Source organism: Pseudomonas sp. ZS1P83, from assembly GCF_054897825.1.
On record NZ_CM142706.1, the window covers coordinates 5496605 to 5519707 of the forward strand.

The following is a 23103-nucleotide window of genomic DNA, read 5'->3' on the forward strand; positions in this document are numbered from 1 at the left end:
AGAAAACATTAACCATGTTGCAGAACATTCCCACTCACGTCATTGCAGGCCCGTTGGGTGCCGGCAAGACCAGCTTGATCAGGAATCTGCTGATGCAGCGGCCGCTCGGTGAGCGCTGGGCAGTGCTGATCAACGAGTTCGGCCAGATCGGCCTCGACGCTGCGTTGCTGACCCAGGACGTCGATGGTATCGCACTGGGTGAGGTGGCCGGGGGCTGTTTGTGTTGCGTCAACGGTGCACCTTTTCAGATCGGCCTCGGGCGTTTGCTGCGTAAGGCGCGCCCGGATCGGTTATTCATCGAACCTTCCGGGCTGGGTCATCCGGCGCAATTGCTCAGGCAATTGAGTGAGGCGCCGTGGCATGGCGTGCTGGCAGTTCAGCCTTGTGTACTGGTATTGGATGCCCAGGCACTCGCCGCTGGCAAACCACTGCCCGAGGCGCAACAGGAGGCGTTGAGCAGTGCTGGTTTGTTGTTGCTGAACAAAGCGGAAGGTCTCGACGCCAATGATCGCCAGCGAATCGCCGCGCAGCTGCCTTCTCGACCTCTGTATTGGACGCAGCAAGCCATCTTGCCGTTGAGCAAATTACCGGGATTTGGGGCTCAGGCTGTGGCGGGTGTGGATAACTTCATCGCGCCCAAAGGTTTGGCGCAGATGCCGGCCATCTGGACGGATCCGGCGCTGCCAATTTGCTTGAGCCAGGAACAGGAGGGCGGCTGGAGCGTCGGCTGGCGTTGGCATCCGAGTCAGACATTCGATGCGGCGCGCGTTGGCCAGTGGCTTGAAAGCCTTGTCTGGCGGCGGGCGAAGCTAGTTATCCACAGCAGCGACGGTTGGGTTTCGGCGAATGCACTGGAAAACTCGGTGCTGAACTGGCAGCCCAGCGAATGGCGGCGTGATTCGCGTATCGAGCTGATTTTCAGTGAACCGCAGGATATTGATTCATTGCAACGAGATCTAGCCGACTGCCGGTCGAGCCCGACTTAAATCAAGGACGCCATTTAGTGTGTTCTTGCCGCCACTGGCTCAACTCGATCACCTCAGCGCGCGGCTTCACGACATCGCCCACCGCAGGCGTGTCGTCGAACGGCATCGGGTAGGGCGCCAGCTCAATCTGCGCACTGTGGGCGCCGAACTGGGTGATGGTGCCGTTGTGACGGGTTTCACCGGTCACAGTGAATTCGAAGTTATACACACGGGCGAGACGCCGCCGGTCGTTGGCATCTTTGATGAACGCGATCTTTTTCAATGCGACGTTGCCGTCCAGCAGCTCGATTCCAAGCTTTGCGCAATGCTGCTTGACCCGCTCCAGCGCACGCTCGCGCAGGCCATGGTTGTGCCACAACCACGCGCCACCGGTGGCAAGCAACATCAGCACGAAGATATTTCCAAGGGTCAGCATTAACAAGTTGCTCCAACAAGATAGTGTCAGCTTAACTGCGTCGCCGGTCTGTCGTACAGGCTGTGTTTAGTCGCATACTGCGCGGCTTGAATTTCAATCGGTTACGGAAAACTCACCGCATGAAACGTACGCCCCATCTGCTCGCCATCCAGTCCCACGTGGTGTTCGGCCACGCTGGCAACAGCGCCGCGGTTTTCCCGATGCAGCGGGTCGGGGTGAACGTCTGGCCGCTCAATACCGTGCAGTTCTCCAACCATACCCAGTATGGCCAGTGGGCCGGTGAAGTGCTGGCGCCGCATCAGATTCCCGAGCTGGTCGAAGGCATCGCGGCGATTGGCGAGCTGGGCAACTGCGACGCCGTGTTGTCCGGGTATCTCGGCAGTGCGGCCCAGGGTCGGGCGATCCTGACGGGTGTGGCGCGGATCAAGTTGGTGAATCCCAAGGCGCTGTATCTGTGTGACCCGGTGATGGGCCATCCGGAGAAGGGTTGCAGCGTGCCCGCGGAAGTCAGCGATTTCCTGCTGGAAGAGGCGGCTGCGGTGGCGGACTTCATGTGCCCGAACCAGCTGGAACTGGACAGCTTTTCGGGGCGCAGGCCGCAATCGTTGTTCGATTGCCTGGCCATGGCGCGAGCATTGCTGGCGCGCGGTCCGAAGGCTGTGCTGGTCAAGCATCTGGACTATCCCGGTAAGCCGGCGGATGTTTTCGAGATGCTGCTGGTGACGGCCGAAGGCAGCTGGCATCTGCGTCGTCCCATGCTGGCATTTCCGCGTCAGCCAGTGGGCGTTGGCGATCTGACATCCGGGCTGTTTCTGGCTCGCGTGCTGTTGGGCGATAGCCTGGTAGCGGCTTTCGAGTTTGCAGCGTCGGCGGTGCATGAAGTGCTGCTGGAAACCCAGGCCTGCGCCAGCTATGAGCTGGAATTGGTGCGGGCTCAGGACCGGATTGCCCATCCACGGGTGCGGTTCGAGGCGACGGCGATCAGCTCGTAACGGCGTCGCAGGCAGAAAAAACCGCAGCCTCTGGAGGCTGCGGCCTTTGCCCTATCAGGCGTCGTCCTTGATTTCCTGATAACGCTTTTCCAGTTCCTGACGAATTTGCCGACGTTGCTGCGCCTGCATGAAGCGGCGCTTGTCTTCGCTGTTCTGCGGTTGCAGGGGTGGGACAGCAGCCGGTTTGCGGTCGTCATCCACTGCGACCATGGTGAAGAAGCAGCTGTTGGTGTGGCGCACCGAGCGCTCACGAATGTTCTCGGTCACCACCTTGATGCCCACCTCCATGGAGGTGTTGCCGGTGTAATTGACCGAGGCCAGAAAGGTCACCAGTTCGCCGACATGAATCGGCTCGCGGAAAATCACTTGGTCCACCGACAGGGTCACCACGTAGCGGCCGGCATAACGGCTGGCGCAGGCGTAGGCCACTTCGTCGAGGTATTTGAGCAAGGTACCGCCGTGGACATTGCCAGAGAAGTTGGACATGTCGGGGGTCATCAATACCGTCATCGACAGTTGTGCGTTTCCGGGTTCCATAGCGTTCTCACGGTTCAAGGCAGAATTTCGGGAGGGCGGCACCTCTGCGGGTGCCTCGTCAGCTTTTTCAAACCAACAGTTATCGGGACGCCGGACGGGTGGCTGCCGTCACGCTCGGATCGATCTGTTTCCATATATTGCACCGTCTTTCTGCCGGAAGTCGCGGTGTTACCCTTCAAAAGCCCGCCTCAAGAGCAATTCCTACTCGGAGCGCGGATTTTTACTCTGCTCTATCAGACCTTTCCCACGTCTGCCGATTGAGCAATGTCACCCCAGGAGCCCCCACACCGCTCGGGGCATGACGCTGCAGGTCACCAGCAACTTCCTCTACCCCGTCGCCGTTGCCGTCTCGGTGATCACCACGTTGCTGACGCCCTACCTGATCCGCGGCTGATCCGCTGTCGATCAAGCTTGCAGCGGTGATGCCGCAGCGACTGGGTAGGGTATTGGGGATGTACGGCGAATGGCTGCGCAGCATCCAGCCTCAGGGCGAGGGCGCGCTGCTGGCATCGATGATGACCACGCGGGGCGTCAGGCGGATCAGCTTTCCAGCCAGACGTCCCGCGCCCAGTGCCACACCGATTCCCAGGTTTCTTCGGCAATCAGTTCTTCTTCGGCTTGCCACAGCACTACGGTACCGTCTTCTTCGACCAGGTAGTAGTCGTCACCGTCCTGGCAGATTGGGATCATGCTGCGATCAACGCCTGCATCCCAAGCGTTGGCGGCAACGTCCGGCAGGTAGGTGTGGGATTGCGGGTCGGTAACAGTCACCGGCTCCAGGCTGCCGTAGACGACGTCGCTGACGGTCAGCAAAAATTCTCTGAAGACAAACGGAATATCGATGAACAGCTGTTCTTCGATTTCCACCAATTGATCTTCGTCGGGCAGCTCCAAGGGGACCGGTACCGGTTCGTTGGCTTCACGCAGTTGTTCGATGATTTCTTCCACGTCCGGGATCCTCTTGCTGATGGCGCGGTTTATATGGGGCGGTTTATACAGTAGCTCGCTATAGATGCAACCGCGAAATAGAAAACCCCAGCCGAGGCTGGGGTTTTCATTACAGCATGCTTAACGCAGGAGGGATCAGCCGTTCTGGCGGATACCGGCGACCAGCCAAGGCTGGTTCTCGCCCTGCGGACGTTCCATGTTCCAGCTTTCGCTGAACACTTCGCCCTGGTCAAAGCGCGAGGTCTTCGACACACCGCTGAAGGTCAGGGTGGCGATGGTCTTGTCGGCGCGATCATCCACGCCGTCCAGTTGTACATTGAGGTTATCAATGTAGGTGGACTGGAAACCTTCGCCCAGGTCGGCACGTTCGCGCTTGAGGAACTCCAGCAGTTGCGGGGTCACGAACTCGGAGATCTTGTCCATTTCGTTGGCGTCCCAGTGCTGTTGCAGGGACTGGAAGTGGTTGCGGGCCGCTTCAATGAAGTTCTTTTCATTGAACCAGGCCGGAGCATTGATCACCGGACGAGCGGCAGCCGGTGCTGCCGAGCCGCCGAAGATCGAACCGCCTGCAGGCTTCTGCTCGAACACTTCACGCTGCATCGGCGCGCCAGCTGGAGACAGATGCTCCTGTTGCTTGCGACGACGAGCGGCGATGAAGCGAAAGACCAGGAAGGCGATGACCGCCATGATCAGGATGTCGAAGATCTGCATGCCCTGGAAGCCGCCGCCCATGAACATGGAGGCCAGCAGGCCACCGGCCGCGATACCGGCCAGAGGGCCGAGCCAGCGCGAAGCACCGCCGGCCTTGGCGGCAGCGCCCGCGCCGGCAGTAGCAGCAGCGCCACCTGCGGCAGAAGAAGGAGCCATTTGGCTGGTCTGGTGAGTCGGCGCAGCGCCGGAGCTCTTGCCGCCACCAAAGCGCTTGGCATTGGCGTCGAGGCTCATCGTCAGACCGATGCACAACGCCATGGCGATGCTAAGAAAACGTTTCATAAAGGGAATTCCCATTTGTGGATGGCACGCGCGCCATGTTGCACAGCTGAAGTGTTACTGGCTAGCGGCAGAGTGTTTCGGGCTTTTGCCTGACAGGTGGCGTTCAGCTTCAGTCAGCGCAATAAGGCCTGTTAACTTTGGTCTGTAGGACGAGTGGATAAGTTCTGTAGGAGGGCTGCCTAGCGTCGCAGCGCCAGCATGACCACACCGGCCGTAATCAGGCCGATTCCGCCCCATTGGCGCAGGTCGAGTTTTTCACCCAACAGGATCACGCCGAGTACCGCCACCAGCACCACGCTGAGTTTGTCTACTGGAGCGACCAGCGAGGCCGGCCCCAGTTTCAGTGCGCGGAAGTAGCAAATCCACGATGCACCGGTGGCGAGACCGGACAACAGCAGGAACACATAGCTCTTGGCGGAGATCGATCCTAATGACTGATATTGGCCCGTAGCGTACAAAATCAAGGCCAGGCTGACCAATACCACCACGGTGCGCAGTAGGGTGGCGAAGTCGGAATTGACGTTTTCGATGCCGATTTTGGCGAAGATCGCGGTCATGGCCGCGAAAGCTGCCGACATCAGGGCCCAGAATGTCCAGGAAGAAAAGAAGCCTGAGCCCATGGTTCGCACCTTTGTAGATAGATCGTTCCCACGCAGAGTGTGGGTAGATCAGAACTAAATAGCTTCCAGCTTCGCGTATCCCAGCATCAGCCACTTGCTGCCTTCACCGAAGTTCACCTGGACCCGGGCCTGTGCACCGGCACCTTCGAAGTTCAGGATCACGCCATCGCCGAACACCGAATGCCGAACCGCTTGGCCGAGGCTGAATCCGGTATCCGGGATCTCGCTACCGCCAAACAGGCTGCTGGAGCTCTGCTGCTGGGCGCCGCCGAAGGGACGGCTGACGCTGTTGGACAGCCGCACTTCCTGGATCAGGCCTTTCGGTACTTCACGTACGAAACGCGACACCTTGTTGTAGGTCTCGCTGCCGTACAGGCGTCGGGTTTCAGCATAGGTCATCACCAGGTTCTGCATGGCCCGGGTGATGCCGACATAGGCCAGACGGCGTTCCTCTTCAAGGCGGCCAGGTTCTTCGAGGCTCATCTTGTGCGGGAACAGGCCTTCTTCCATGCCCACCAGGAACACGTAAGGAAATTCCAGGCCCTTGGCGCTGTGCAAGGTCATTAACTGAATGCTGTCTTCGTGCTCGTCGGCCTGAGTATCCCCGGCCTCCAGCGACGCATGACCGAGGAATGCCGCCAATGGCGTCAGGTCTTCGTCTTCTTCAGCATTTTCGAAATTGCGCGCAGCGCTGACCAGTTCCTCAAGGTTTTCTACCCGTGCCTGGCCTTTTTCGCCTTTTTCCGCTTCGTGGTAGGCAATCAGTCCGGACTGCTCGATGACGGTTTGGGTCATCAGGTGCAGCGGCATTTCCATGCACTTGGCGGCTAGATTCTCGATCAGCTCGATAAACGCCCCGAGCGCGCCGGCCGCGCGACCGGTCAGGCCTTTGTTGGCCACCAGCAGGCGCATGGCTTCCCACATCGACACATCGCTGTGACGGGCATGGTCGCGAATCGCTTCGACGGTTTTCTCACCGATACCACGGGCCGGAACGTTGATCACCCGCTCCAGCGCTGCATCGTTGCCACGACCTTCGAGCAAACGCAGGTAAGCCATGGCGTTCTTGATTTCTGCCCGCTCGAAGAAGCGCTGACCGCCATAGATGCGGTACGGAATGCGCTCGCGTAGCAAGGCTTCTTCCAAAACGCGCGATTGGGCGTTGGAGCGGTACAAAATCGCAATATCGCTGCGGGCCAAGCCGGTTTTGAGCGCACTTTCGATGGTTTCCACCACGTAGCGTGCTTCATCGTGTTCGTTGAACGCAGCGTACAGGTTGATCGCTTCGCCTTCGCCGCCGTCGGTCCACAGCTCTTTGCCCATGCGTCCGGTGTTGTTGGCGATCAGGGCGTTGGCGGCCTTGAGGATCCCGGCGGTGGAGCGGTAGTTCTGCTCCAGACGAATGGTTTCGGCGTCCGGGAAGTCGTCGGAGTACTGATAGATGTTCTCGATCTTTGCGCCACGCCAGCCGTAAATCGACTGGTCGTCGTCGCCGACCACCATTAGGCTGTCGCCGCCCTTGGCCAGCAAACGCAGCCAGGCGTACTGCACGGCGTTGGTGTCCTGGAACTCGTCCACCAAAATGTGCCGGAAGCGCTTTTGATAGTGCGCCAGCAGACCCGGATGATCGCGCCACAGATCAAGGGCGCGTAGCAGCAGTTCGGAGAAATCGATCACGCCGGCGCGCAGGCACGCGGCCTCATAGGCTTCATAAATGCTGCGCATGGTCGCCAGGAACAGGTCGCCGCTGGCTTGAATGTGTTGCGGACGCAGACCTTCGTCTTTCTGCCCGTTGATGAACCACTGGGCCTGTCGGGCCGGCCAGCGTTGTTCATCCAGACCCAGCTCGCGGATCACCCGCTTGACCAGCCGTTGCTGGTCGTCGCTGTCGAGAATCTGGAAAGTCTGGCTCAGGCCGGCTTCCTGCCAGTGCGCCCGCAACAAGCGGTGCGCCAGGCCGTGGAAGGTACCGACCCACATGCCGGCCGGATTGATACCCATCAGCTGCTCGATGCGATGACGCATCTCGGCAGCGGCCTTATTGGTGAAGGTCACCGACAGGATCGAGTGGGGCGAGGCGTTTTCGACCTGGATCAACCAGGCGATACGGTGCACCAGCACTCGGGTTTTACCGGAACCAGCACCGGCCAGGACCAACTGACGACCCACGGAGGCAGCTACGGCCTGGCGTTGGGCATCGTTGAGGGAGTTCAGCAGAAGGGAGAGATCATCGCGCATCGGGGCATTCTAGGGTGCGCCGTCACACCGGGCAAACCGAGCTTTGCATTAGCCGATGAAAGAAGCACGGATGACGACCGGTCGGTCATGGGCTGCAGGCGTTGGCGGGGCTCGCTCCAAGCCTTTTCAGCGGGTAAGGAGGGGGGCAGTTTTTGTCGGTTTTGTGATTTGGTGCAGTTTGGTCCGGGCACTTGCTTGTGTATGCTCCGTCGACGTTTCGGGCTCATGCTCATCATTATAAGAACAAGAACATTGCCTATGACCCTCAGCACCGACCTGTCGGGCCCCGTTGTGGAGCCCCGGGTTATCCGCAAACAGTACGCCATGGAAATGGCGGTCGAACGCACGCGTCTGCTTTATCAGGGCTCGTTGCTGCCCACGTTATTCATGTTGATCAATGGTCTGGTCTGCGCAGGCTTGCTTTGGAGTCCGCAGCGCTACTTCCTGGTCAGCGTCTGGCTGGTGTGGCTGTTGTCGCTGGTGGCATTGCGGGTAATTCAAGTCGCGGCCTTCGATTCGGCGATACCCAACCGTCAGGCGCATCCGATCTGGCGCCGTATGTTTTTGCTGGGCTCGGCCATGACCGGCCTGACCCTGGCCGGCGCCGGCATTGCCCTGGTACCCGCTGACAATTTCATGCAGCAAGCCTGGGTGTTCGGCCTGATCGGCGCCGCGGCCCTTTCGGCCAGCGTTGCCTACGCGGTCAGCCTGCCGGCGTTCCTGTCCTTTACCTTGCCCTGTTTGTTGCCGGCCATCGGCTATCTATTTTGGGGCGGCGATGAACAAAGTCAGGGGTGGGGCTGGTTCGGGCTGATTTTACTGGGCGCGCTGAGCGTGGTCGCCTGGCAGGTCAATCGGCTCATCGATAGCGGGCTGTTGCGGCGCTTCCAGAATCAGGCATTGATCGAGCACTTGCAGCAGGCCCAACGTTGCAGTGACCAGCTCAATCACAAGCTGGCCAAGGAAATCGACCAGCGCCGTCGTGCCGAAGACGAACTGCGGCAAATTCAGATCGAGCTGGAAAGCCGCGTCGCCCAGCGTAGCCTGGAGCTGGATGCCGCCAACCAGGCCCTGAGCAAGAGTGAAGCGCGTCTGGCGCTGGCGTTGAAGGCCAGTGAGTTGGGCTTGTGGGACTGGAACCTGCAAACCGACGAAGTCCATCACACCCACCTTCAGGAGCTGTTCGGCCTGGAACCGGAACTCGTAACGGCGATGCTCCGCCACCTCAAGCCGCGCCTGCACCCCGATGATTTGCCGTCACTGAAGCGCGCGCTGGTCGAGCATTTGAAGGGGCGCAGCGAGGATTACCAAATCGAGTACCGCGTGCGCCACGGCGATGGCCATTGGGTCTGGATCGAGGACCGAGGACGAGCCGTTGAGCGCGGCAATAATGGCCGAGTGATCCGCATGGTCGGCACCCGTCGCGACATCAGCGTCAGCAAAGGTCTGGAAGAACAGCGGCAACTGGCCGCGACGGTGTTCGAGGCCGCCAGCGAAGGCATTGTGATTTTCGATCCGAATTACGCGCTGATCGCCGTCAATCAGGCCTTCAGTCGAGTCACCGGCTACGACATTGAAGACATGATCGGACGCAACGTGGTCGAGTTGCCATGCAGTCGCGATGCCCGCCGGCACTACGCAGCGATTCATCAGGCGCTGGCGCAGCACGGCAGTTGGCAGGGCGAGCTGGTAGAAACCCGCAAGAATGGCGAGGTGTATCCGCAATGGTTGCAACTCAATGCTGTGCGCGATGCTCGGGGAAATGTGAGCCATATCGTGGGCTTCTTTGCCGATCTCTCGGCTCGCCGCGAATCCGAAGAACGCATGCGTTACCTGACTCATTACGACGAATTGACGGGTCTGGCTAACCGTTCACTGTTCCGCGAACGGCTGAGCGAGGCCCATCAGCGGGTGCGCCAGGGCGGCCACCGCAATCTGGCGTTGCTGCATATCAATCTGGATCGTTTCAAGCTGCTCAACGCCAGCCTTGGCCATGAAATCGCCGACCAACTCTTGCAGAAGATGGCCCGACGGCTGATCAATGCTTTGCCTGAGGCGGACACCATCGCTCGCTTATCCGGCGATGAATTTGCCGTGTTGTTCAATGCCTACGGCAACCTGTCGAGTCTGGCGCGGGTGGCGACCCGACTGTCGACCAAGCTGCGTTTGCCGATCACTGTCGATGGCCATGAGCTGGTGGTCAGCGCATCCATGGGCATCAGCATGTTGCCAGACAACGCGCGAGAAATTTCCGCGCTGGTCAGTCAGTCGAATATGGCCATGCAGCACGCCAAGCACCTGGGCGGAAATAATTTCCAGTTCTACACCGACAGCCTGCAAGCCAGTACGTTGGAGCGCTTGCAGCTGGAAAATCAACTGCGTAAAGCCATCGAAGAGAAGCAGTTGAAGGTGTTTTACCAACCGAAACTGTGCCTCGCCACGGGCCGGCTGAATGCTGCCGAGGCGCTGGTGCGCTGGGATCACCCGACCATGGGGCGCGTGCCGCCGGGGGACTTCATCGGCCTGGCCGAGGAAACGGGGTTGATCGGTCCGATCGGCGAGTTCGTGTTGCGTCAGGCCTGCTGGCAAGCCTGTGAGTGGCAGCGCCAGGGGCTTGCGCCGATTCGGGTGTCGGTCAATCTGTCGGTGCATCAACTGCGTCAGGGCAAGCTGGTCAGCCTTGTCCGCCAAGTGCTGGAAGAAACCGGCCTGGCGCCGCACTACCTCGAGCTGGAACTCACCGAAAGTCAGTTGCTCGACAGCGTCGAGCACATCATCGCGACCTTCCAGCAATTGCGGGATTTGGGGGTCAAGTTGGCGATTGATGACTTTGGCACCGGGTATTCGTCCCTGAGCTACCTCAAGCGCATCCCGGTGGATTACGTGAAGATCGATCAGGCGTTTATCCGCGGTCTGGGGGAGGGCAGCGAGGACGCGGCGATCACCCGGGCGATCATTGCCATGGCGCACGGGTTGTCGTTGAAGGTGGTGGCGGAAGGGGTAGAGCGACCGGAGCAGCTTGAGTTTTTGAAAACCGAGCACTGCGATGAAGTGCAGGGGTATTTAATCAGCCGCCCGGTCGAGGCCCATGGCCTGGCCGAGCTGTTGCGTGCGGACGCGAAACCCTTGTAAGGGCTACATGGAGCGCATGTGGCGTGAAATGGGGACATCGAGTTACGCATTGAGCAGGCAAAAAGCCGATTCTTGTAGTATAACTACAAGCGCGCTACATCCCCGGCACCTGCCAATAACAAAGAGTCCAGCCCTTTGAATCTGCTGCAACACATCGCCCAGTCACGCCACCTCTTACGCAAGTCGGAGCTCAAGGTCGCCGACCACGTGCTGCTTGATCCTGCGGCGGTGATGCACAGCTCCATGGCCGACCTGGCCCACAACGTGGGCATCAGTGAACCGACCATCGTGCGCTTTTGCCGCGCCATCGGTTGTTCCGGTTTCCAGGATTTGAAGCTGAAGCTGGCGCAGAGTCTTGCTGCCGGCGCGAGCTTCGGGCAGTTTGCGATCCATGAAGACGATTCCGTCGCTGACTACAGCCTGAAAATCTTCGACACCACGCTGCACACCCTGATGGAGGTTCGCGAGAAGCTCGATCCGGTGGAGTTACAGCGGGCTGTGTCGCTCATGTCGCAGGCCCAGCGGGTCGAGTTTTATGGCTTTGGTGCTTCCGGTGCAGTGGCGGCAGACGCCCAGCACAAGTTCTTCCGTTTGTTGCTGACGGCGGCGGCGTATTCCGACCCGCACATGCAGGCGATGTCGGCGGTCACGTTGAAACCGACTGACGTGGCGATCTGTATTTCCCAGTCCGGGCGTTCCAAAGATTTGTTGATCACCGCCAATCTGGTGCGCGAAAGCGGCGCTTCGCTGATCACCTTGTGCCCGAGCCAGACGCCGTTGGCTGAGTTGTCGACCGTCAACCTGGCGATCGATGTGCACGAAGACACCGAGATCTATACGCCGCTGACCTCGCGGATCGCCCACCTCGTGGTGATCGACGTATTGGCGATGGGCGTGGCCATGGCGCGCGGGCCAAGCCTGGTCAATCACCTCAAGAGCGTCAAGCGCAGCCTTCGTAGTTTGCGGCTGTCGCCTAAATCGGTAAAAGCGCTGGACGATTGATTCGTCGTTTGGCTTGAGAAAGTCTTCGCGGGCAAGCCTCGCTCCTACAGGTCCGCGGTGAACCCCGTAGGAGCGAGGCTTGCCCGCGAAGGCGTCCTCAAATACGACAACTTTCATCTGCCTGTAACCCACTCGCCGCCAAACCGTCATCCCTGGTGCCCATCCTGTAACTCCCGTAATCGCCTTGGGAGACTCGAAATGGCCCAGCCCTACGAAGAACGCAACAGCGCCGTCAGAACCCGTCGTCAGCAGGAAGACCAGCGCCGCATGGAATTTCGCCGCGCTATCGAAGATCGCTGCGACCGCCGCCAGCTTCTGGCCGAAATCGGCGATTTTCCTAACGATCTGGAACTCAACTACTGGCAGGCCGCACCGGCAACTTCCCGTCGAAGCGCTCAACCAGCGCGCTGATCTGCACCCGCTCGCTGCGAATAAACGCAAGGAACGCGTGCGCCACCGGTGACAGCCGTTTCGCCTTGGCCTGCACCAGGCACCAGCTGCGGTACAGCGGCAGCTCTTCGACCGGCAGCTCTATGAGTGCGCCGGTCGCCAATTCAAGGTTCAGGGCGTGGCGCGTCAATAGCGCCAGGCCCAGACCCGCCAGTACGCACTCACGCTGGGCTTCGGCCGACGCCACTTCCTGGGTCTGCGTGAAGTGCACGCGCTTTTCCTTGAAATACTCCTCGCAAGCCAGCCGCGTACCGGAGCCCGGTTCGCGCAGTAGTAGTGTGTAGGGCTCAAGATCCTGCAAGCGCAGCGGCCCCATATGGGACAGCGGATGATCCGGCGGCGCCACGGCGACGATTGGATTGTTGAGAAACGGTAGAAACTCCAGCCCCATGTCTTGCGGCACCATCGACATGATCACCAGATCATCGCGGTTGTCCGACAGACGTCGAATCACTTGTCCGCGGTTAACCACTGTCAGGTGCAGGTTCACTTCCGGATGCTGGCGTTTGAACGCGGCAAACAGATGCGGCACGAAATACTTGGCGCTGGATTCGACCGCCAGTTTCAACTGACCTTGCAGCGATCCCTGCATGTCCGAAAGCTGCATGTCGAGGTTTTCCAGGCGTCCGAAAATATCCCGGCTGGCGCGCTGAAGGGCTTCCGCTGCCTCGGTCATGTAGAGCTTTTTGCCGACGTAATCGAACAACGGTTGACCAACCAGCTCCTCAAGTTGACGAATCTGTAGGCTCACGGCAGGTTGTGTGAGCGACATTTCGTCGGCTGCGCGGCTGTAGGACCTCAAATCACAGACTTCATTGAAGACCTGCAACTGACGCAATGTCATACGCATCAATGACTTACGCATTTTTTAGACACTCTCACCGCAGGCTGATGAGTCAACTATAAGTCTTTACTTATGCCTGACCCAATTATTAATCATTTTTGTTAATCCCTTGTGGGGGCTAGTGTGAGGCTGCGACCGAATCGAAACATTTGGTCACGCGTCGACCTGGGCTACCAGGTCGTGGGTACCACCGGCTCAAGGGAACCTCCAAGTGATAAAAAAGATCCTGATCGCCAACCGTGGTGAGATTGCCGTACGAATCGTGCGTGCCTGCGCCGAGATGGGCATTCGCTCGGTCGCGATCTATTCCGACGCCGACCGCCATGCCTTGCATGTGAAGCGGGCGGACGAGGCCCACAGCATTGGTGCCGAGCCACTGGCTGGTTACCTGAACGCGCGTAAACTGGTGAATCTGGCGGTGGAAACCGGTTGTGATGCCTTGCATCCTGGCTACGGCTTTCTTTCGGAAAACGCTGAACTGGCGGACATCTGCGCTGAACGTGGCATCAAATTCATCGGTCCATCGGCTGAAGTGATTCGCCGCATGGGCGACAAGACTGAAGCCCGTCGCAGCATGATCAAGGCGGGCGTGCCAGTCACCCCGGGGACCGAAGGCAACGTCGCAGATATCGCCGAAGCCTTGATTGAAGGCGACCGCATCGGTTATCCGGTCATGCTCAAGGCCACCTCCGGTGGTGGCGGCCGGGGTATCCGTCGCTGCGACAGCCGAGAAGATCTCGAACAAGCCTTCCCGCGAGTCATTTCCGAAGCCACCAAGGCCTTCGGTTCCGCGGAAGTGTTCCTGGAAAAATGCATCGTCAATCCGAAACACATCGAAGCGCAGATCCTCGGTGACAGCTTTGGCAACGTGGTGCACCTGTTCGAGCGTGACTGCTCGATCCAGCGCCGCAACCAGAAGCTCATCGAAATTGCCCCGAGCCCGCAACTCACCCCGGAACAGCGCGCCTACATCGGCGACCTGTCGGTGCGTGCGGCCAAGGCTGTGGGTTACGAGAACGCCGGCACCGTGGAGTTCCTGCTCGCCGAGGGCGAAGTGTACTTCATGGAGATGAACACCCGGGTGCAGGTGGAACACACCATCACCGAAGAAATCACCGGCATCGACATTGTGCGTGAGCAGATTCGCATCGCGTCCGGCCTGCCGCTGTCGGTGAAACAGGAAGACATCCAGCACCGCGGTTTCGCGCTGCAATTCCGGATCAACGCCGAAGACCCGAAAAACAACTTCCTGCCGAGCTTTGGCAAGATCACCCGTTACTACGCGCCCGGCGGCCCCGGCGTGCGCACCGACACGGCGATCTACACCGGCTACACCATTCCGCCGTACTACGACTCCATGTGCCTGAAACTGGTCGTATGGGCGTTGACTTGGGAAGAGGCGATGGACCGTGGCTTGCGCGCCCTCGACGACATGCGTCTGCAAGGGGTCAAGACCACCGCCGCGTACTACCAGGAAATCCTGCGTAACCCGGAATTCCGTAGCGGCCAGTTCAATACCAGCTTCGTTGAAAGCCACCCTGAACTGACCAACTACTCGATCAAGCGCAAACCCGAAGAGCTGGCCCTGGCCATCGCCGCCGCCATCGCCGCCCACGCAGGCCTGTGAGGAATAAAACAATGTCCAACTCTTTACCTACAAAGCGTATCCACGTAACCGACACAATCCTGCGCGACGCCCACCAATCGCTGCTCGCGACCCGCATGCGCACCGAAGATATGCTGCCGATCTGCGACAAGCTCGACAAAGTCGGCTACTGGTCGCTGGAGTGCTGGGGCGGCGCGACCTTCGACGCCTGCGTACGCTTCCTCAAAGAAGACCCGTGGGAGCGCCTGCGCCAACTGCGCGCGGCATTGCCTAACACGCGTCTGCAAATGCTCCTGCGTGGCCAGAACCTGCTGGGCTATCGCCACTACAGCGATGACGTGGTCAGAGCTTTCGTCGCCAAAGCTGCGGTCAACGGCATCGACGTATTCCGCATCTTCGATGCGATGAATGACGTGCGTAACCTGCGAGTCGCCATCGAAGCGGTAAAGGCTGCTGGCAAACATGCTCAGGGCACCATCGCTTACACCACCAGCCCGGTGCACACCATCGACGCGTTTGTGGCCCAAGCCAAACAAATGGAAGCCATGGGTTGCGACTCGGTGGCGATCAAGGACATGGCTGGCCTGCTGACCCCGTACGCCACGGGCGAATTGGTCAAGGCTCTAAAAAGCGAGCAGTCGCTGCCCGTGTTTATTCACTCGCACGATACCGCTGGCATGGCAACGATGTGCCAACTGAAGGCCATCGAGAACGGCGCCGATCACATCGACACCGCGATCTCCAGCTTCTCCTCGGGCACCAGCCACCCAGGTACTGAGTCGATGGTTGCCGCCCTTAAAGGCAGCGAGTTCGACACCGGCCTGAACCTGGAACTGCTGCAAGAGATCGGCTTGTACTTCTACGCTGTGCGCAAAAAATATCACCAGTTCGAAAGCGAGTTCACCGCCGTCGATACTCGTGTTCAAGTCAACCAGGTGCCGGGCGGGATGATTTCCAACCTGGCCAACCAGTTGAAAGAGCAGGGCGCCCTGAACCGCATGAGCGAAGTGCTGGCCGAAATCCCACGCGTTCGTGAAGACCTCGGCTTCCCTCCGCTGGTGACCCCGACCTCGCAGATCGTCGGCACCCAGGCGTTCTTCAACGTGCTGGCCGGCGAGCGCTACAAGACCATCACCAACGAAGTGAAGCTTTACCTGCAAGGTGGCTACGGCAAGGCGCCAGGCATCGTGAACGAAAAACTGCGTCGCCAGGCCATCGGCAACGAAGAAGTGATTGATGTACGCCCGGCCGACCTGCTCAAGCCGGAAATGACCAAACTGCGTGCCGAAATCGGCACAGTGGCCAAGTCTGAAGAAGACGTGCTGACCTACGCCATGTTCCCGGACATCGGTCGCAAGTTTCTCGAAGAACGCGCCGCCGGCACCCTGACTCCAGAAGTGCTGCTGCCGATTCCAGAAGCCGGCGGCGTGACCTCGGCCGGTGGCGAAGGCGTGCCGACCGAGTTCGTCATCGACGTCCACGGCGAAACCTACCGCGTCGACATCACGGGTGTCGGCGTCAAGGCTGAAGGCAAGCGTCACTTCTACCTGTCTATCGACGGCATGCCGGAAGAAGTGGTGTTCGAACCGCTCAACGAATTCGTCAGCGGCGGCAGCAGCAAGCGCAAGCAAGCCACTGCACCTGGCCACGTCAGCACCACCATGCCGGGCAACATCGTCGACGTGCTGGTCAAGGAAGGCGACACCGTGAAAGCCGGCCAGGCCGTGCTAATCACCGAAGCGATGAAGATGGAAACCGAAGTCCAATCGGCCATCGCCGGCAAAGTCACCGCCATCCACGTGGCCAAGGGCGACCGGGTGAACCCGGGCGAAATCCTGATCGAGATCGAAGGCTGAGTTAACAGCCTCGATATACCGCTTTAAACCTCGGGGGGGCATGTGCTCCCCTTTTTTTCGCCTGTCGTTTGTTCACCCAGTTTGTTGGTTGATATTCCGCTATCGCGAGCAGGGAATGCGGCGTTCGGTCAGTGATCAGAACGCCATCCGCCACTGGCCCATGACGCCGTGGTTGCGGCTATCACTGCCGACCTCGCCGCTGAGGACGACCCCTACGCTGTGTGTGGCCGACAGCCCAAAGTCCAGGCCGGCATCGACCTGCAGGCTGTCACGGTCCAGCGCTGCGCCGGAAACGGTGAAGTCCCTCCCGCCCGTCACTAATCGCTGGCGGGTGTCGCTTTCCACCTCGCCGTAGGTATGTTTCCAGCCGGCACTGAATCGCGGCGTCAGTTGCATGCCGTTGTCCAGGGTATTGAGCATTGCCAGTCGCAGGCCGAGTGTGCTGTTGACGTTGCGCCGGGTTTGGCCGTGGACCTTCAACGTTGCGGCGCCTCCTTTTTCGGTGTAGCCGTCGCGCTGATAGCGTTGGTAGCCAAGGCTGGCGAACGGTTCGATGCTGACGTCGGCACGGCCCAGGTTGTAAGCCAGTTGCGCGAAGGCTTGCTGGGTGTTGGCGTCGAAACGGCCTTCCGGGCGGTCGCTGAAACCGTTGAACGCTACCCGGCGTTTGGTGTTGCCGTCGTGATTGCTGTAGGTCGCCCCGAGTCGCAGGGACAGGGGGCCGTTCTGGCGCAGGGCATAGGCGCCCAGGTGCCAGCTGTCGAGATTGGCATCCAGACCCCGACTGTCCAGGCGCGTTTCGGATTTACCGCCCAGCACGCCGATGCGCCATGCCTGATCCCCGCCCCAATCCGCGCCCAGCACCAGGCCTTGGGTCGAATGTTTCAGGGCGTCGTTATCGCGATCCAATGTCCCTCCGTGACCTAGCGCCTGCAGCCAGACCCTGCCGCTGGCTTCACTGCCGGTGGCGAGGCGTGGGGCATTGCCGGGTCTTTTGTCACCGCCAGCGCTGTCCAGCTGACCCATGGCCGAGAGCATGGTCGCGCTGATCGGGCTGTCGCTGTTGAGGGTTGCTTTCGCGAGGTTGGCGTGGTCGCTGGCGGCCAATTGCTCGATGGCGCGCGATGCCGTTTGTTTGTCGGCCGTCAGCAGGGCGGCGACCGCGGCATTGATGGGTATGCGAAGCTTCGGAACCGTGCGCGCGGCATTGGCCATTGTTGTGTGAGTTGACACGGGCGTACCCGCGACGGTGGAGGGTGGCGTCACTGTCGGGGGTATTTCTGCAATCGTTATTGACGTAGCGGACGGGTCAGTATCGACCGCTGAATGCAGGGTTTCGGTGTGGGTAAAAGTATCGTCAGCAGGCGCCTGTGCCTGGGGTAAATCGTTCGGATCGATGATGCTTTTGCCTAATTCCTTTCCGCTGCTGGAGTTCGCAGCGCTTTCGAACGGCGTGGCATTCCGAGTAAAGATCAGATCGACATGCTCTTTCTGGTGATCGAATTTGGGCGTTAGAAATGCCAGGTTGCTGACGATTTTTCCAAATTCTCCTTCGACTCGCTTGGCGACAAGAATGCGCTGGTCGCTGAGTGTCGCGTAGTCGCTTGCTGTGGTGACGATCTTGAGCGTGGCACCTCCCAGGCTCGCGGTACCACCGACGGTTATCGTCCCGCTGTTACGGTCGGGATCAACCTCGTAGGTCAATTCGGCCGTGTTGGAAAGGGTCAAGTCACCCTTGACCGTCGGGGCGCCGTGCATTTTATCGACGGCTAGCTTTCCTCTGACCTGCAGCGCACCGACGGTACCGTTGCCGGTAAAAACGCCTTTTTCATCAATAGAGACGTTACCCAGGACGATCCCCGAGTTATTCAGGGTGCCGCCGGATTGCACCGTCACTCCGGCGCCAATTGTGCCGGTGTTGACGAGCGTTCCCTGGGTGAACGCCTCGCCGTTGATCAGTCCGTCGTTTATGAGCGTTGCTTTGGGACGCACCCATACGCCGGTGTCGAAATTGCCGGGACCGTTCGAGGTCCACGTGCTGCGTTTGATCTCCAAACCGTTGAAGCGACGACTATCGTCTAACTTGCCACCACTGGCGGTATCCAGTTGCAGAAAATTGGTACCTGCGCCTCCGTCGATGAACCCGGCGATGCTTCCACGCCCGGACACGATGACCAGGTCGTTTTCGTCACCGAATGTCCGATCAATTCCTTCCGCTGCCTTGGTGATCGGTGCCTTTCGGGTGTCGGGGTTGTTCATGAATGCTTCAAGCGCATCGACGGGCGGATCCGCCGTTTCGACCACCAACGCATCGGCCTGCGTCGAAATCTCCTGGGCGAACGAAAAGTCAGTACAGCCAAGGGCAAGCGCAATCGCCAAGGCGAGGTGGTGGGGTCGGCACTGATGTTGAGCGATCATAGAGTTCAGCCTCGTTTGAAGTGAGGCCAAACTCTAAAAGTTGATCCGGGTTGAAGATGCCGGGCGTTTCCGGGCGCTTTGACAGTCTTGGAGACGTCGCCTGTAGCCGAAAAATGGGCGGGTTTCGGCAGGGGCCGGATTCACCCGGCCATCAGACGTCTTTCCTTACAGTGATCCCGGACGCGTCCGTTGGCGAAAACTCAGAAACTCATCTGCCACGTCGCGGTGGTAGCGCTGGTAGCCGAGGTTGGCGAACGGTTCGGCGCTGAGGCGGCCGCTGCCCATCGCGTAGCCCAGTTCAGCGAAGGCTTGCTGGCTGTCGGAATCGTAATCGCCTTTCGGCCGCTGTATGCCGCGCCGAGGCGCAAGGCGAACGGGCCGCTTTGGCGCAAGGCGTAGACGCCGGCGTGCCAGCTCTCGACGTTGCCATCGACCCCCGTGGTATCCAGGTCGGTCCTGGAGTAACCGCCCAGCACCCCCAGTCGCCATTGCGATATCTGTGATCCACCCCAATCTGCATTACTTTGCGGTTTTAGTCGGTTAATGATTCTCGATATGCATTTTAATGCAGTCCATGGAGCCCCTTCGGGTGGTTAAATGCACTATATTGCATTCACAGAGTTAAAAATCTTTCAGATATGCATTTAAATACAGGTGATGTCGGCATGTTCAATCTGACCTTACAAATCTTTGCGACCGGGAAATGGCACGACGCCATGGTCTTAGATTTCGACGACCCTGGGAAAGGTTTCGAAAGCCGATGCAACTTTGGTTACTTGACGGCCTATCTCGTCGAAAACATCGAGTGCATTGGCAGTCCCTTCGCCAAGGCAGTCAGTGCCAGGTTTCCCTTGGAATGGGACGGCCAGCGATCCAACGCGCCGGCATTTGTGCATGACATTGCACCTGCCGGTGCCGCCAGGAAATTCCTGCTGGCTCACGCAGGTCGGGACAAACCAGCAGAGATCAGTGCTGACCTTTATCTGCTGGCCCGAAGCACGCCAGCGCCAATTGGCAACATGCGGATAAAAGAATCTGTCGAGGCCCTGGACCCGCGTGAGCTGATGGGGTTTGAACGCCAGGAGGTCGTCAGTCGCGATAATCGATTTCTCGAGTACGCCTATGAACAGGGTGCTGCGATTGGCGGCGCAACCGGTGCCGGTGGCGAGGCACCCAAGTTGTTGTTGGCCGAAGATAAGACCGGACTTTTGTACCCCGATGCGGTACTCGAAGACGCAGACGTCGTTCAGCATTGGTTCGTGAAGTTCGCTCGCAATAAAGGAACCAGGACCGATCAGGACATCCTCAGAAGCGAGTACCACTACTACAAAGCGCTGCAAAAACTGAGTATCGAAACGGTGGCCGAACAGGGCCTGGCTTTGGAAGAGGCGACCAAACCCAGCCTGTGGATGCAGCGATTCGATCGGCAAGTGACCCCTCAGGGTGTCGAGCGATTCGCCGTGGAGTCGATCTACTCCTTGGCGAACATCACGATTCCCGGAGGCGCCATGAACCATATGGAGGTTATCCGGCTGTTGGCGGGAATTTGGCGTGATGCGGGCCAGGCGGACCAAATCCCGGATCTGGTTGCTGACTATCTGCGTCGGGACTTGATCAATAAAATCCTCGGCAACTCGGATAACCATGGCCGCAACACCGCAATTATCCGCGACGCAGCCTCGTTTCGTCTTGCGCCGATTTATGACCTGGCGCCGATGGTGATGGACGACGAAGGCGTGACACGCACCACCAAGTGGCCAAAAGAGCTGGAGAGAGCGGGCGACGTGGATTGGCGTGGTGTCTGTCAGGCATTGGCCGATATTACCGATCCAAAGGACCCATTGGCCGCGTTGAGCGGGGCGCCGGACTTTTTTGAACGCTTGCGCGAGGATGCCAGACACCTCGCGGCTCTCCCCGACATTCTGACGGCCAGCGGTTTGCCCGCTGCAACAATGAATCACCCACGAATAGCCTTGAACAATCTGGAGCAGCGTTTGAAAGAGTGGGACCTGAAATGACCATGACCGTTGCCGAGCGAACTGTACTCATCGAAAGCATTCAAGAAGGGCTTGCCCAGGGAACAACTGAAATAGGTGAAGCCGTGCGCCGCTTGCGAGTGGAAGTCACCGGCCTGCACCAGACCCAATTTGCCAGGATGTGCAAAATATCGGTGCGCACGCTGGTGCATATCGAGCATGGAGAGGGCAATCAGACACTGAAATCGCTGAATGCAGTGTTCAGACCGTTCGGACTGAAGATGGGCGTGGTGCGGATTCGGCGCGACTCGAACTGATACTGCACCAACCGCTATGGGAGCTGGCTTGCTCGCGATGACGGCAGTGCAGTCAATTACGCCCCAGATACGCCTTCCCATAATGCCGCTCCATCCGCGCCTGAATCAGCTCCAACCCAATCGACATCACCCAATAAATCACCGCCGCCGTCGTCAGCATCTCGATGTAGCGATAGCTCGACCGGCCATACGATTGCGCCAGAAACATAACCTCCCAAACCCCCATCACCGAGATCAGCGAAGAGTCTTTGAGCATCGAGATGAACTGGTTGGTGGTCGGCGGAATGATGGTGCGCATGGCCTGGGGCAAGGTGACCCGCCAGAAGATCACGGTTTCCCGCATGCCCAGCGCCAGGGACGCTTCGCGTTGGCCGTGGGGGACGCCGAGGATACCGGCGCGGAAGATTTCGCTCAGGTAGGCGCCGTAGTTTAGCGACAGGGCAATGATGCCGGCGGCGATGGCGCCCGGGACGATGCCGAGTTGTGGCAGGCCGAGGTAGATCAGCAGGATCTGGATCAGTAGCGGTGTGCCACGAAAGAACGAGGCATAGAAGCTCGCAATCCCAAAGGCCACAGCGCTTTTCGACAGCCGTGCCAGGGCGGTGATGAAGCCCAGCAGCGAGGAGGTCACGATTGAACACAGGCACAGAAACAGCGTCAGTGCCGCACCCTGCAAGAAGCCGTTGGGCGCTAGGTGCAGACCGATCAGGTTCGGCAGTTTGTCGAGGATGATCGAGAACTTCAGGTCGAAGCTCAGGAAGAAGCTGGCGAACAACCCGAACATCGCTGCCCAGGTCAGGTACAGCCGCGTGCGGAAACCGAAGATCCGTTGCAGTCGCGACTCAGCCACCGGTTGCGGCGGCTGGGGAGGTTTTGGGAAAGAAGTCATTTACTGATGTCGGCGCCGATCCATTTCTGCGAGAGCCTGCTCAGGGTGCCGTCCTGTTTGAGCTGAGCGAAGACGTCACGCACTTTGGCATCCCACTGTGCGTCGCCTTTTTCAATGGCTACCGAGTTCGGCTCCGAGTACAGCGGCTCGCCAGCGAGCTTGAAGCGTTTGTCTTCGTTAAGGCGCGGTTGTGCGGTGACAAGGTTGGTGAGGATCGCGTCCAGTCGAACGCCAGCGCCCAGGCCGAGGTCCTGGAAGGCGACATTGTCGGTGTCATACGGCGCGATCTGCACGTCCTCGAACGGGTACTGCAATTGAGTGTCTTCGGCGCCTTCGATCACTAGGTTCTTGTTCAGGTAGCTTTCGTAGCTGGAGGCGGTGGTGAGGCCGACTTTTTTGCCGCTCAGGTCCTTGGCGCTGTGGATACTGTCGTCCTTGGCGTTGACCACGATCACGGCCGGCGAAGCGTAGTACTCGACCGGGAAGTCGAAGACCTCGCCGCGAGCCTTGCTCGGGGTCATGGAGCAGATGCAGATGTCGTAGCGACCGCTCCAGCGGCCGGCGGCGATCACATCCCAGGATGGGGTTTCGAGGCGCAGTTTGACGCCCAATTTGTCCGCCACGGCCTTGGCCACGTCGACATCGAATCCATCGAGCTGATTTTGATCATTGAGGAACGAGAAGGGTGGATAGCTTTCCATCAACACGCCCACCAGTTCCTGCTTTTTCTCGACGCGATCCAGCGTGGCGCCGCCAAAGGCTTGGGTGGAGGCAGCCAGAATCGTCAGGCCCAAGGCCAGTAGCGGTTGAAATTTCACAGTCGATTCCTGATAAAAAAGAGGTTGTTATTAACCGGATGGTGCGTATTAAATAGTTATAAGAAC

General features: G+C 59.3%; 19 protein-coding genes and 2 pseudogenes. 10 read left to right on the plus strand and 11 right to left on the minus strand.

All coding sequences use genetic code 11. The features are described from left to right. Nucleotides 1-14: 14 nt before the first annotated feature. Nucleotides 15-986, plus strand: a complete 972-nt coding sequence (locus ACYZT0_RS25800) for a CobW family GTP-binding protein (RefSeq protein WP_462043578.1) — start codon at nt 15-17, stop codon at nt 984-986. Between the two features lies 1 nt (nt 987). Here the strand turns inward: ACYZT0_RS25800 and ACYZT0_RS25805 are convergent, their stop codons facing one another. Beyond that, nucleotides 988-1401 carry a DUF3301 domain-containing protein gene (locus ACYZT0_RS25805; protein WP_462031302.1) on the minus strand — a complete coding sequence of 138 codons (414 nt, stop codon included), beginning with the start codon at nt 1399-1401 and terminating at the stop codon, nt 988-990. Nucleotides 1402-1520: 119 nt separating this feature from the next. Here ACYZT0_RS25805 and pdxY point away from each other — a divergent pair, with 119 nt between their 5' ends. Further along, nucleotides 1521-2393: a pyridoxal kinase PdxY gene (pdxY, locus tag ACYZT0_RS25810; protein ID WP_462043579.1), complete on the plus strand. Its 873-nt coding sequence runs from the start codon at nt 1521-1523 to the stop codon at nt 2391-2393. 54 nt (nt 2394-2447) lie between these two features. On the opposite strand, the gene ACYZT0_RS25815 is transcribed toward pdxY, so the two are convergent. Then, complete coding sequence (locus tag ACYZT0_RS25815) at nt 2448-2930, minus strand: acyl-CoA thioesterase (RefSeq protein WP_462043580.1); 483 nt, start codon at nt 2928-2930, stop codon at nt 2448-2450. A gap of 289 nt (nt 2931-3219) precedes the next feature. Here ACYZT0_RS25815 and ACYZT0_RS25820 point away from each other — a divergent pair. Then, nucleotides 3220-3448: pseudogene (locus tag ACYZT0_RS25820) on the plus strand (cation:proton antiporter); the annotation flags it as partial. 22 nt (nt 3449-3470) lie between these two features. Here the strand turns inward: ACYZT0_RS25820 and ACYZT0_RS25825 are convergent. The 4 genes from ACYZT0_RS25825 to uvrD form a co-directional block, all read right to left on the minus strand. After that, nucleotides 3471-3878 carry an SMI1/KNR4 family protein gene (locus ACYZT0_RS25825; RefSeq protein ID WP_110657681.1) on the minus strand — a complete coding sequence of 136 codons (408 nt, stop codon included), beginning with the start codon at nt 3876-3878 and terminating at the stop codon, nt 3471-3473. Between the two features lie 135 nt (nt 3879-4013). Continuing rightward, nucleotides 4014-4871 (minus strand): Tim44 domain-containing protein, encoded by an 858-nt coding sequence (locus tag ACYZT0_RS25830; RefSeq protein WP_462043581.1) that lies wholly within the window; start codon nt 4869-4871, stop codon nt 4014-4016. 179 nt (nt 4872-5050) lie between these two features. Further along, nucleotides 5051-5491: an EamA family transporter gene (locus ACYZT0_RS25835; protein WP_462043582.1), complete on the minus strand. Its 441-nt coding sequence runs from the start codon at nt 5489-5491 to the stop codon at nt 5051-5053. A 54-nt stretch (nt 5492-5545) separates the two neighbouring features. Beyond that, nucleotides 5546-7729 (minus strand): DNA helicase II, encoded by a 2184-nt coding sequence (gene uvrD / locus ACYZT0_RS25840; protein ID WP_462043583.1) that lies wholly within the window; start codon nt 7727-7729, stop codon nt 5546-5548. Nucleotides 7730-7987: 258 nt separating this feature from the next. Between uvrD and ACYZT0_RS25845 the strand changes: the two genes are divergently transcribed. The 3 genes from ACYZT0_RS25845 (at nt 7988) to ACYZT0_RS25855 (ending at nt 12274) form a co-directional block, all read left to right on the plus strand. Next, nucleotides 7988-10861, plus strand: a complete 2874-nt coding sequence (locus ACYZT0_RS25845) for an EAL domain-containing protein (RefSeq protein WP_462043584.1) — start codon at nt 7988-7990, stop codon at nt 10859-10861. Between the two features lie 135 nt (nt 10862-10996). Next, entirely contained in the window at nt 10997-11863 is an 867-nt protein-coding gene (gene hexR / locus ACYZT0_RS25850; RefSeq protein ID WP_008156648.1) for a transcriptional regulator HexR, read from the plus strand. 198 nt (nt 11864-12061) lie between these two features. Beyond that, a complete protein-coding gene (locus tag ACYZT0_RS25855; RefSeq protein ID WP_462043585.1) occupies nt 12062-12274 on the plus strand; it encodes a PA3496 family putative envelope integrity protein in 213 nt (70 codons plus the stop codon). Here the strand turns inward: ACYZT0_RS25855 and ACYZT0_RS25860 are convergent. Then, nucleotides 12216-13163 carry a LysR family transcriptional regulator gene (locus ACYZT0_RS25860; RefSeq protein ID WP_462046635.1) on the minus strand — a complete coding sequence of 316 codons (948 nt, stop codon included), beginning with the start codon at nt 13161-13163 and terminating at the stop codon, nt 12216-12218. The two genes, ACYZT0_RS25855 and ACYZT0_RS25860, sit on opposite strands and share 59 nt — an antisense overlap. A gap of 205 nt (nt 13164-13368) precedes the next feature. Here ACYZT0_RS25860 and ACYZT0_RS25865 point away from each other — a divergent pair, with 205 nt between their 5' ends. Together ACYZT0_RS25865 and oadA are read left to right on the plus strand one after the other, a co-directional pair. After that, nucleotides 13369-14784, plus strand: a complete 1416-nt coding sequence (locus ACYZT0_RS25865) for an acetyl-CoA carboxylase biotin carboxylase subunit (RefSeq protein WP_462043586.1) — start codon at nt 13369-13371, stop codon at nt 14782-14784. A gap of 11 nt (nt 14785-14795) precedes the next feature. Then, on the plus strand, nt 14796-16619 hold the full coding sequence (gene oadA / locus ACYZT0_RS25870) for a sodium-extruding oxaloacetate decarboxylase subunit alpha (protein ID WP_462043587.1): 1824 nt from the start codon (nt 14796-14798) through the stop codon (nt 16617-16619). Nucleotides 16620-16754: 135 nt separating this feature from the next. Here the strand turns inward: oadA and ACYZT0_RS25875 are convergent, their stop codons facing one another. After that, nucleotides 16755-19037: an autotransporter outer membrane beta-barrel domain-containing protein gene (locus ACYZT0_RS25875; protein ID WP_462043588.1), complete on the minus strand. Its 2283-nt coding sequence runs from the start codon at nt 19035-19037 to the stop codon at nt 16755-16757. Between the two features lie 207 nt (nt 19038-19244). Continuing rightward, nucleotides 19245-19555, minus strand: a pseudogene (locus ACYZT0_RS25880) (autotransporter domain-containing protein); the annotation flags it as partial. A 147-nt stretch (nt 19556-19702) separates the two neighbouring features. Here ACYZT0_RS25880 and ACYZT0_RS25885 point away from each other — a divergent pair. Further along, complete coding sequence (locus tag ACYZT0_RS25885) at nt 19703-21055, plus strand: HipA domain-containing protein (RefSeq protein ID WP_462043589.1); 1353 nt, start codon at nt 19703-19705, stop codon at nt 21053-21055. Next, nucleotides 21052-21330, plus strand: coding sequence for a helix-turn-helix domain-containing protein (locus tag ACYZT0_RS25890; RefSeq protein ID WP_462043590.1), 279 nt, complete (start codon nt 21052-21054; stop codon nt 21328-21330). Before ACYZT0_RS25885 ends, ACYZT0_RS25890 begins: the two co-directional genes overlap by 4 nt. 52 nt (nt 21331-21382) lie before the next feature. Here ACYZT0_RS25890 and ACYZT0_RS25895 read toward each other — a convergent pair whose 3' ends face one another. Both ACYZT0_RS25895 and ACYZT0_RS25900 read right to left on the minus strand, forming a co-directional pair. Further along, nucleotides 21383-22219 carry an amino acid ABC transporter permease gene (locus ACYZT0_RS25895; RefSeq protein ID WP_462043591.1) on the minus strand — a complete coding sequence of 279 codons (837 nt, stop codon included), beginning with the start codon at nt 22217-22219 and terminating at the stop codon, nt 21383-21385. Then, the gene (locus tag ACYZT0_RS25900; RefSeq protein ID WP_462043592.1) at nt 22216-23037 is read right to left on the minus strand and encodes an ABC transporter substrate-binding protein; all 822 of its coding nucleotides are present in this window, start codon (nt 23035-23037) and stop codon (nt 22216-22218) included. The genes ACYZT0_RS25895 and ACYZT0_RS25900 overlap by 4 nt, the downstream gene beginning before the upstream one ends. Between the last annotated feature and the right edge of the window lie 66 nt (nt 23038-23103).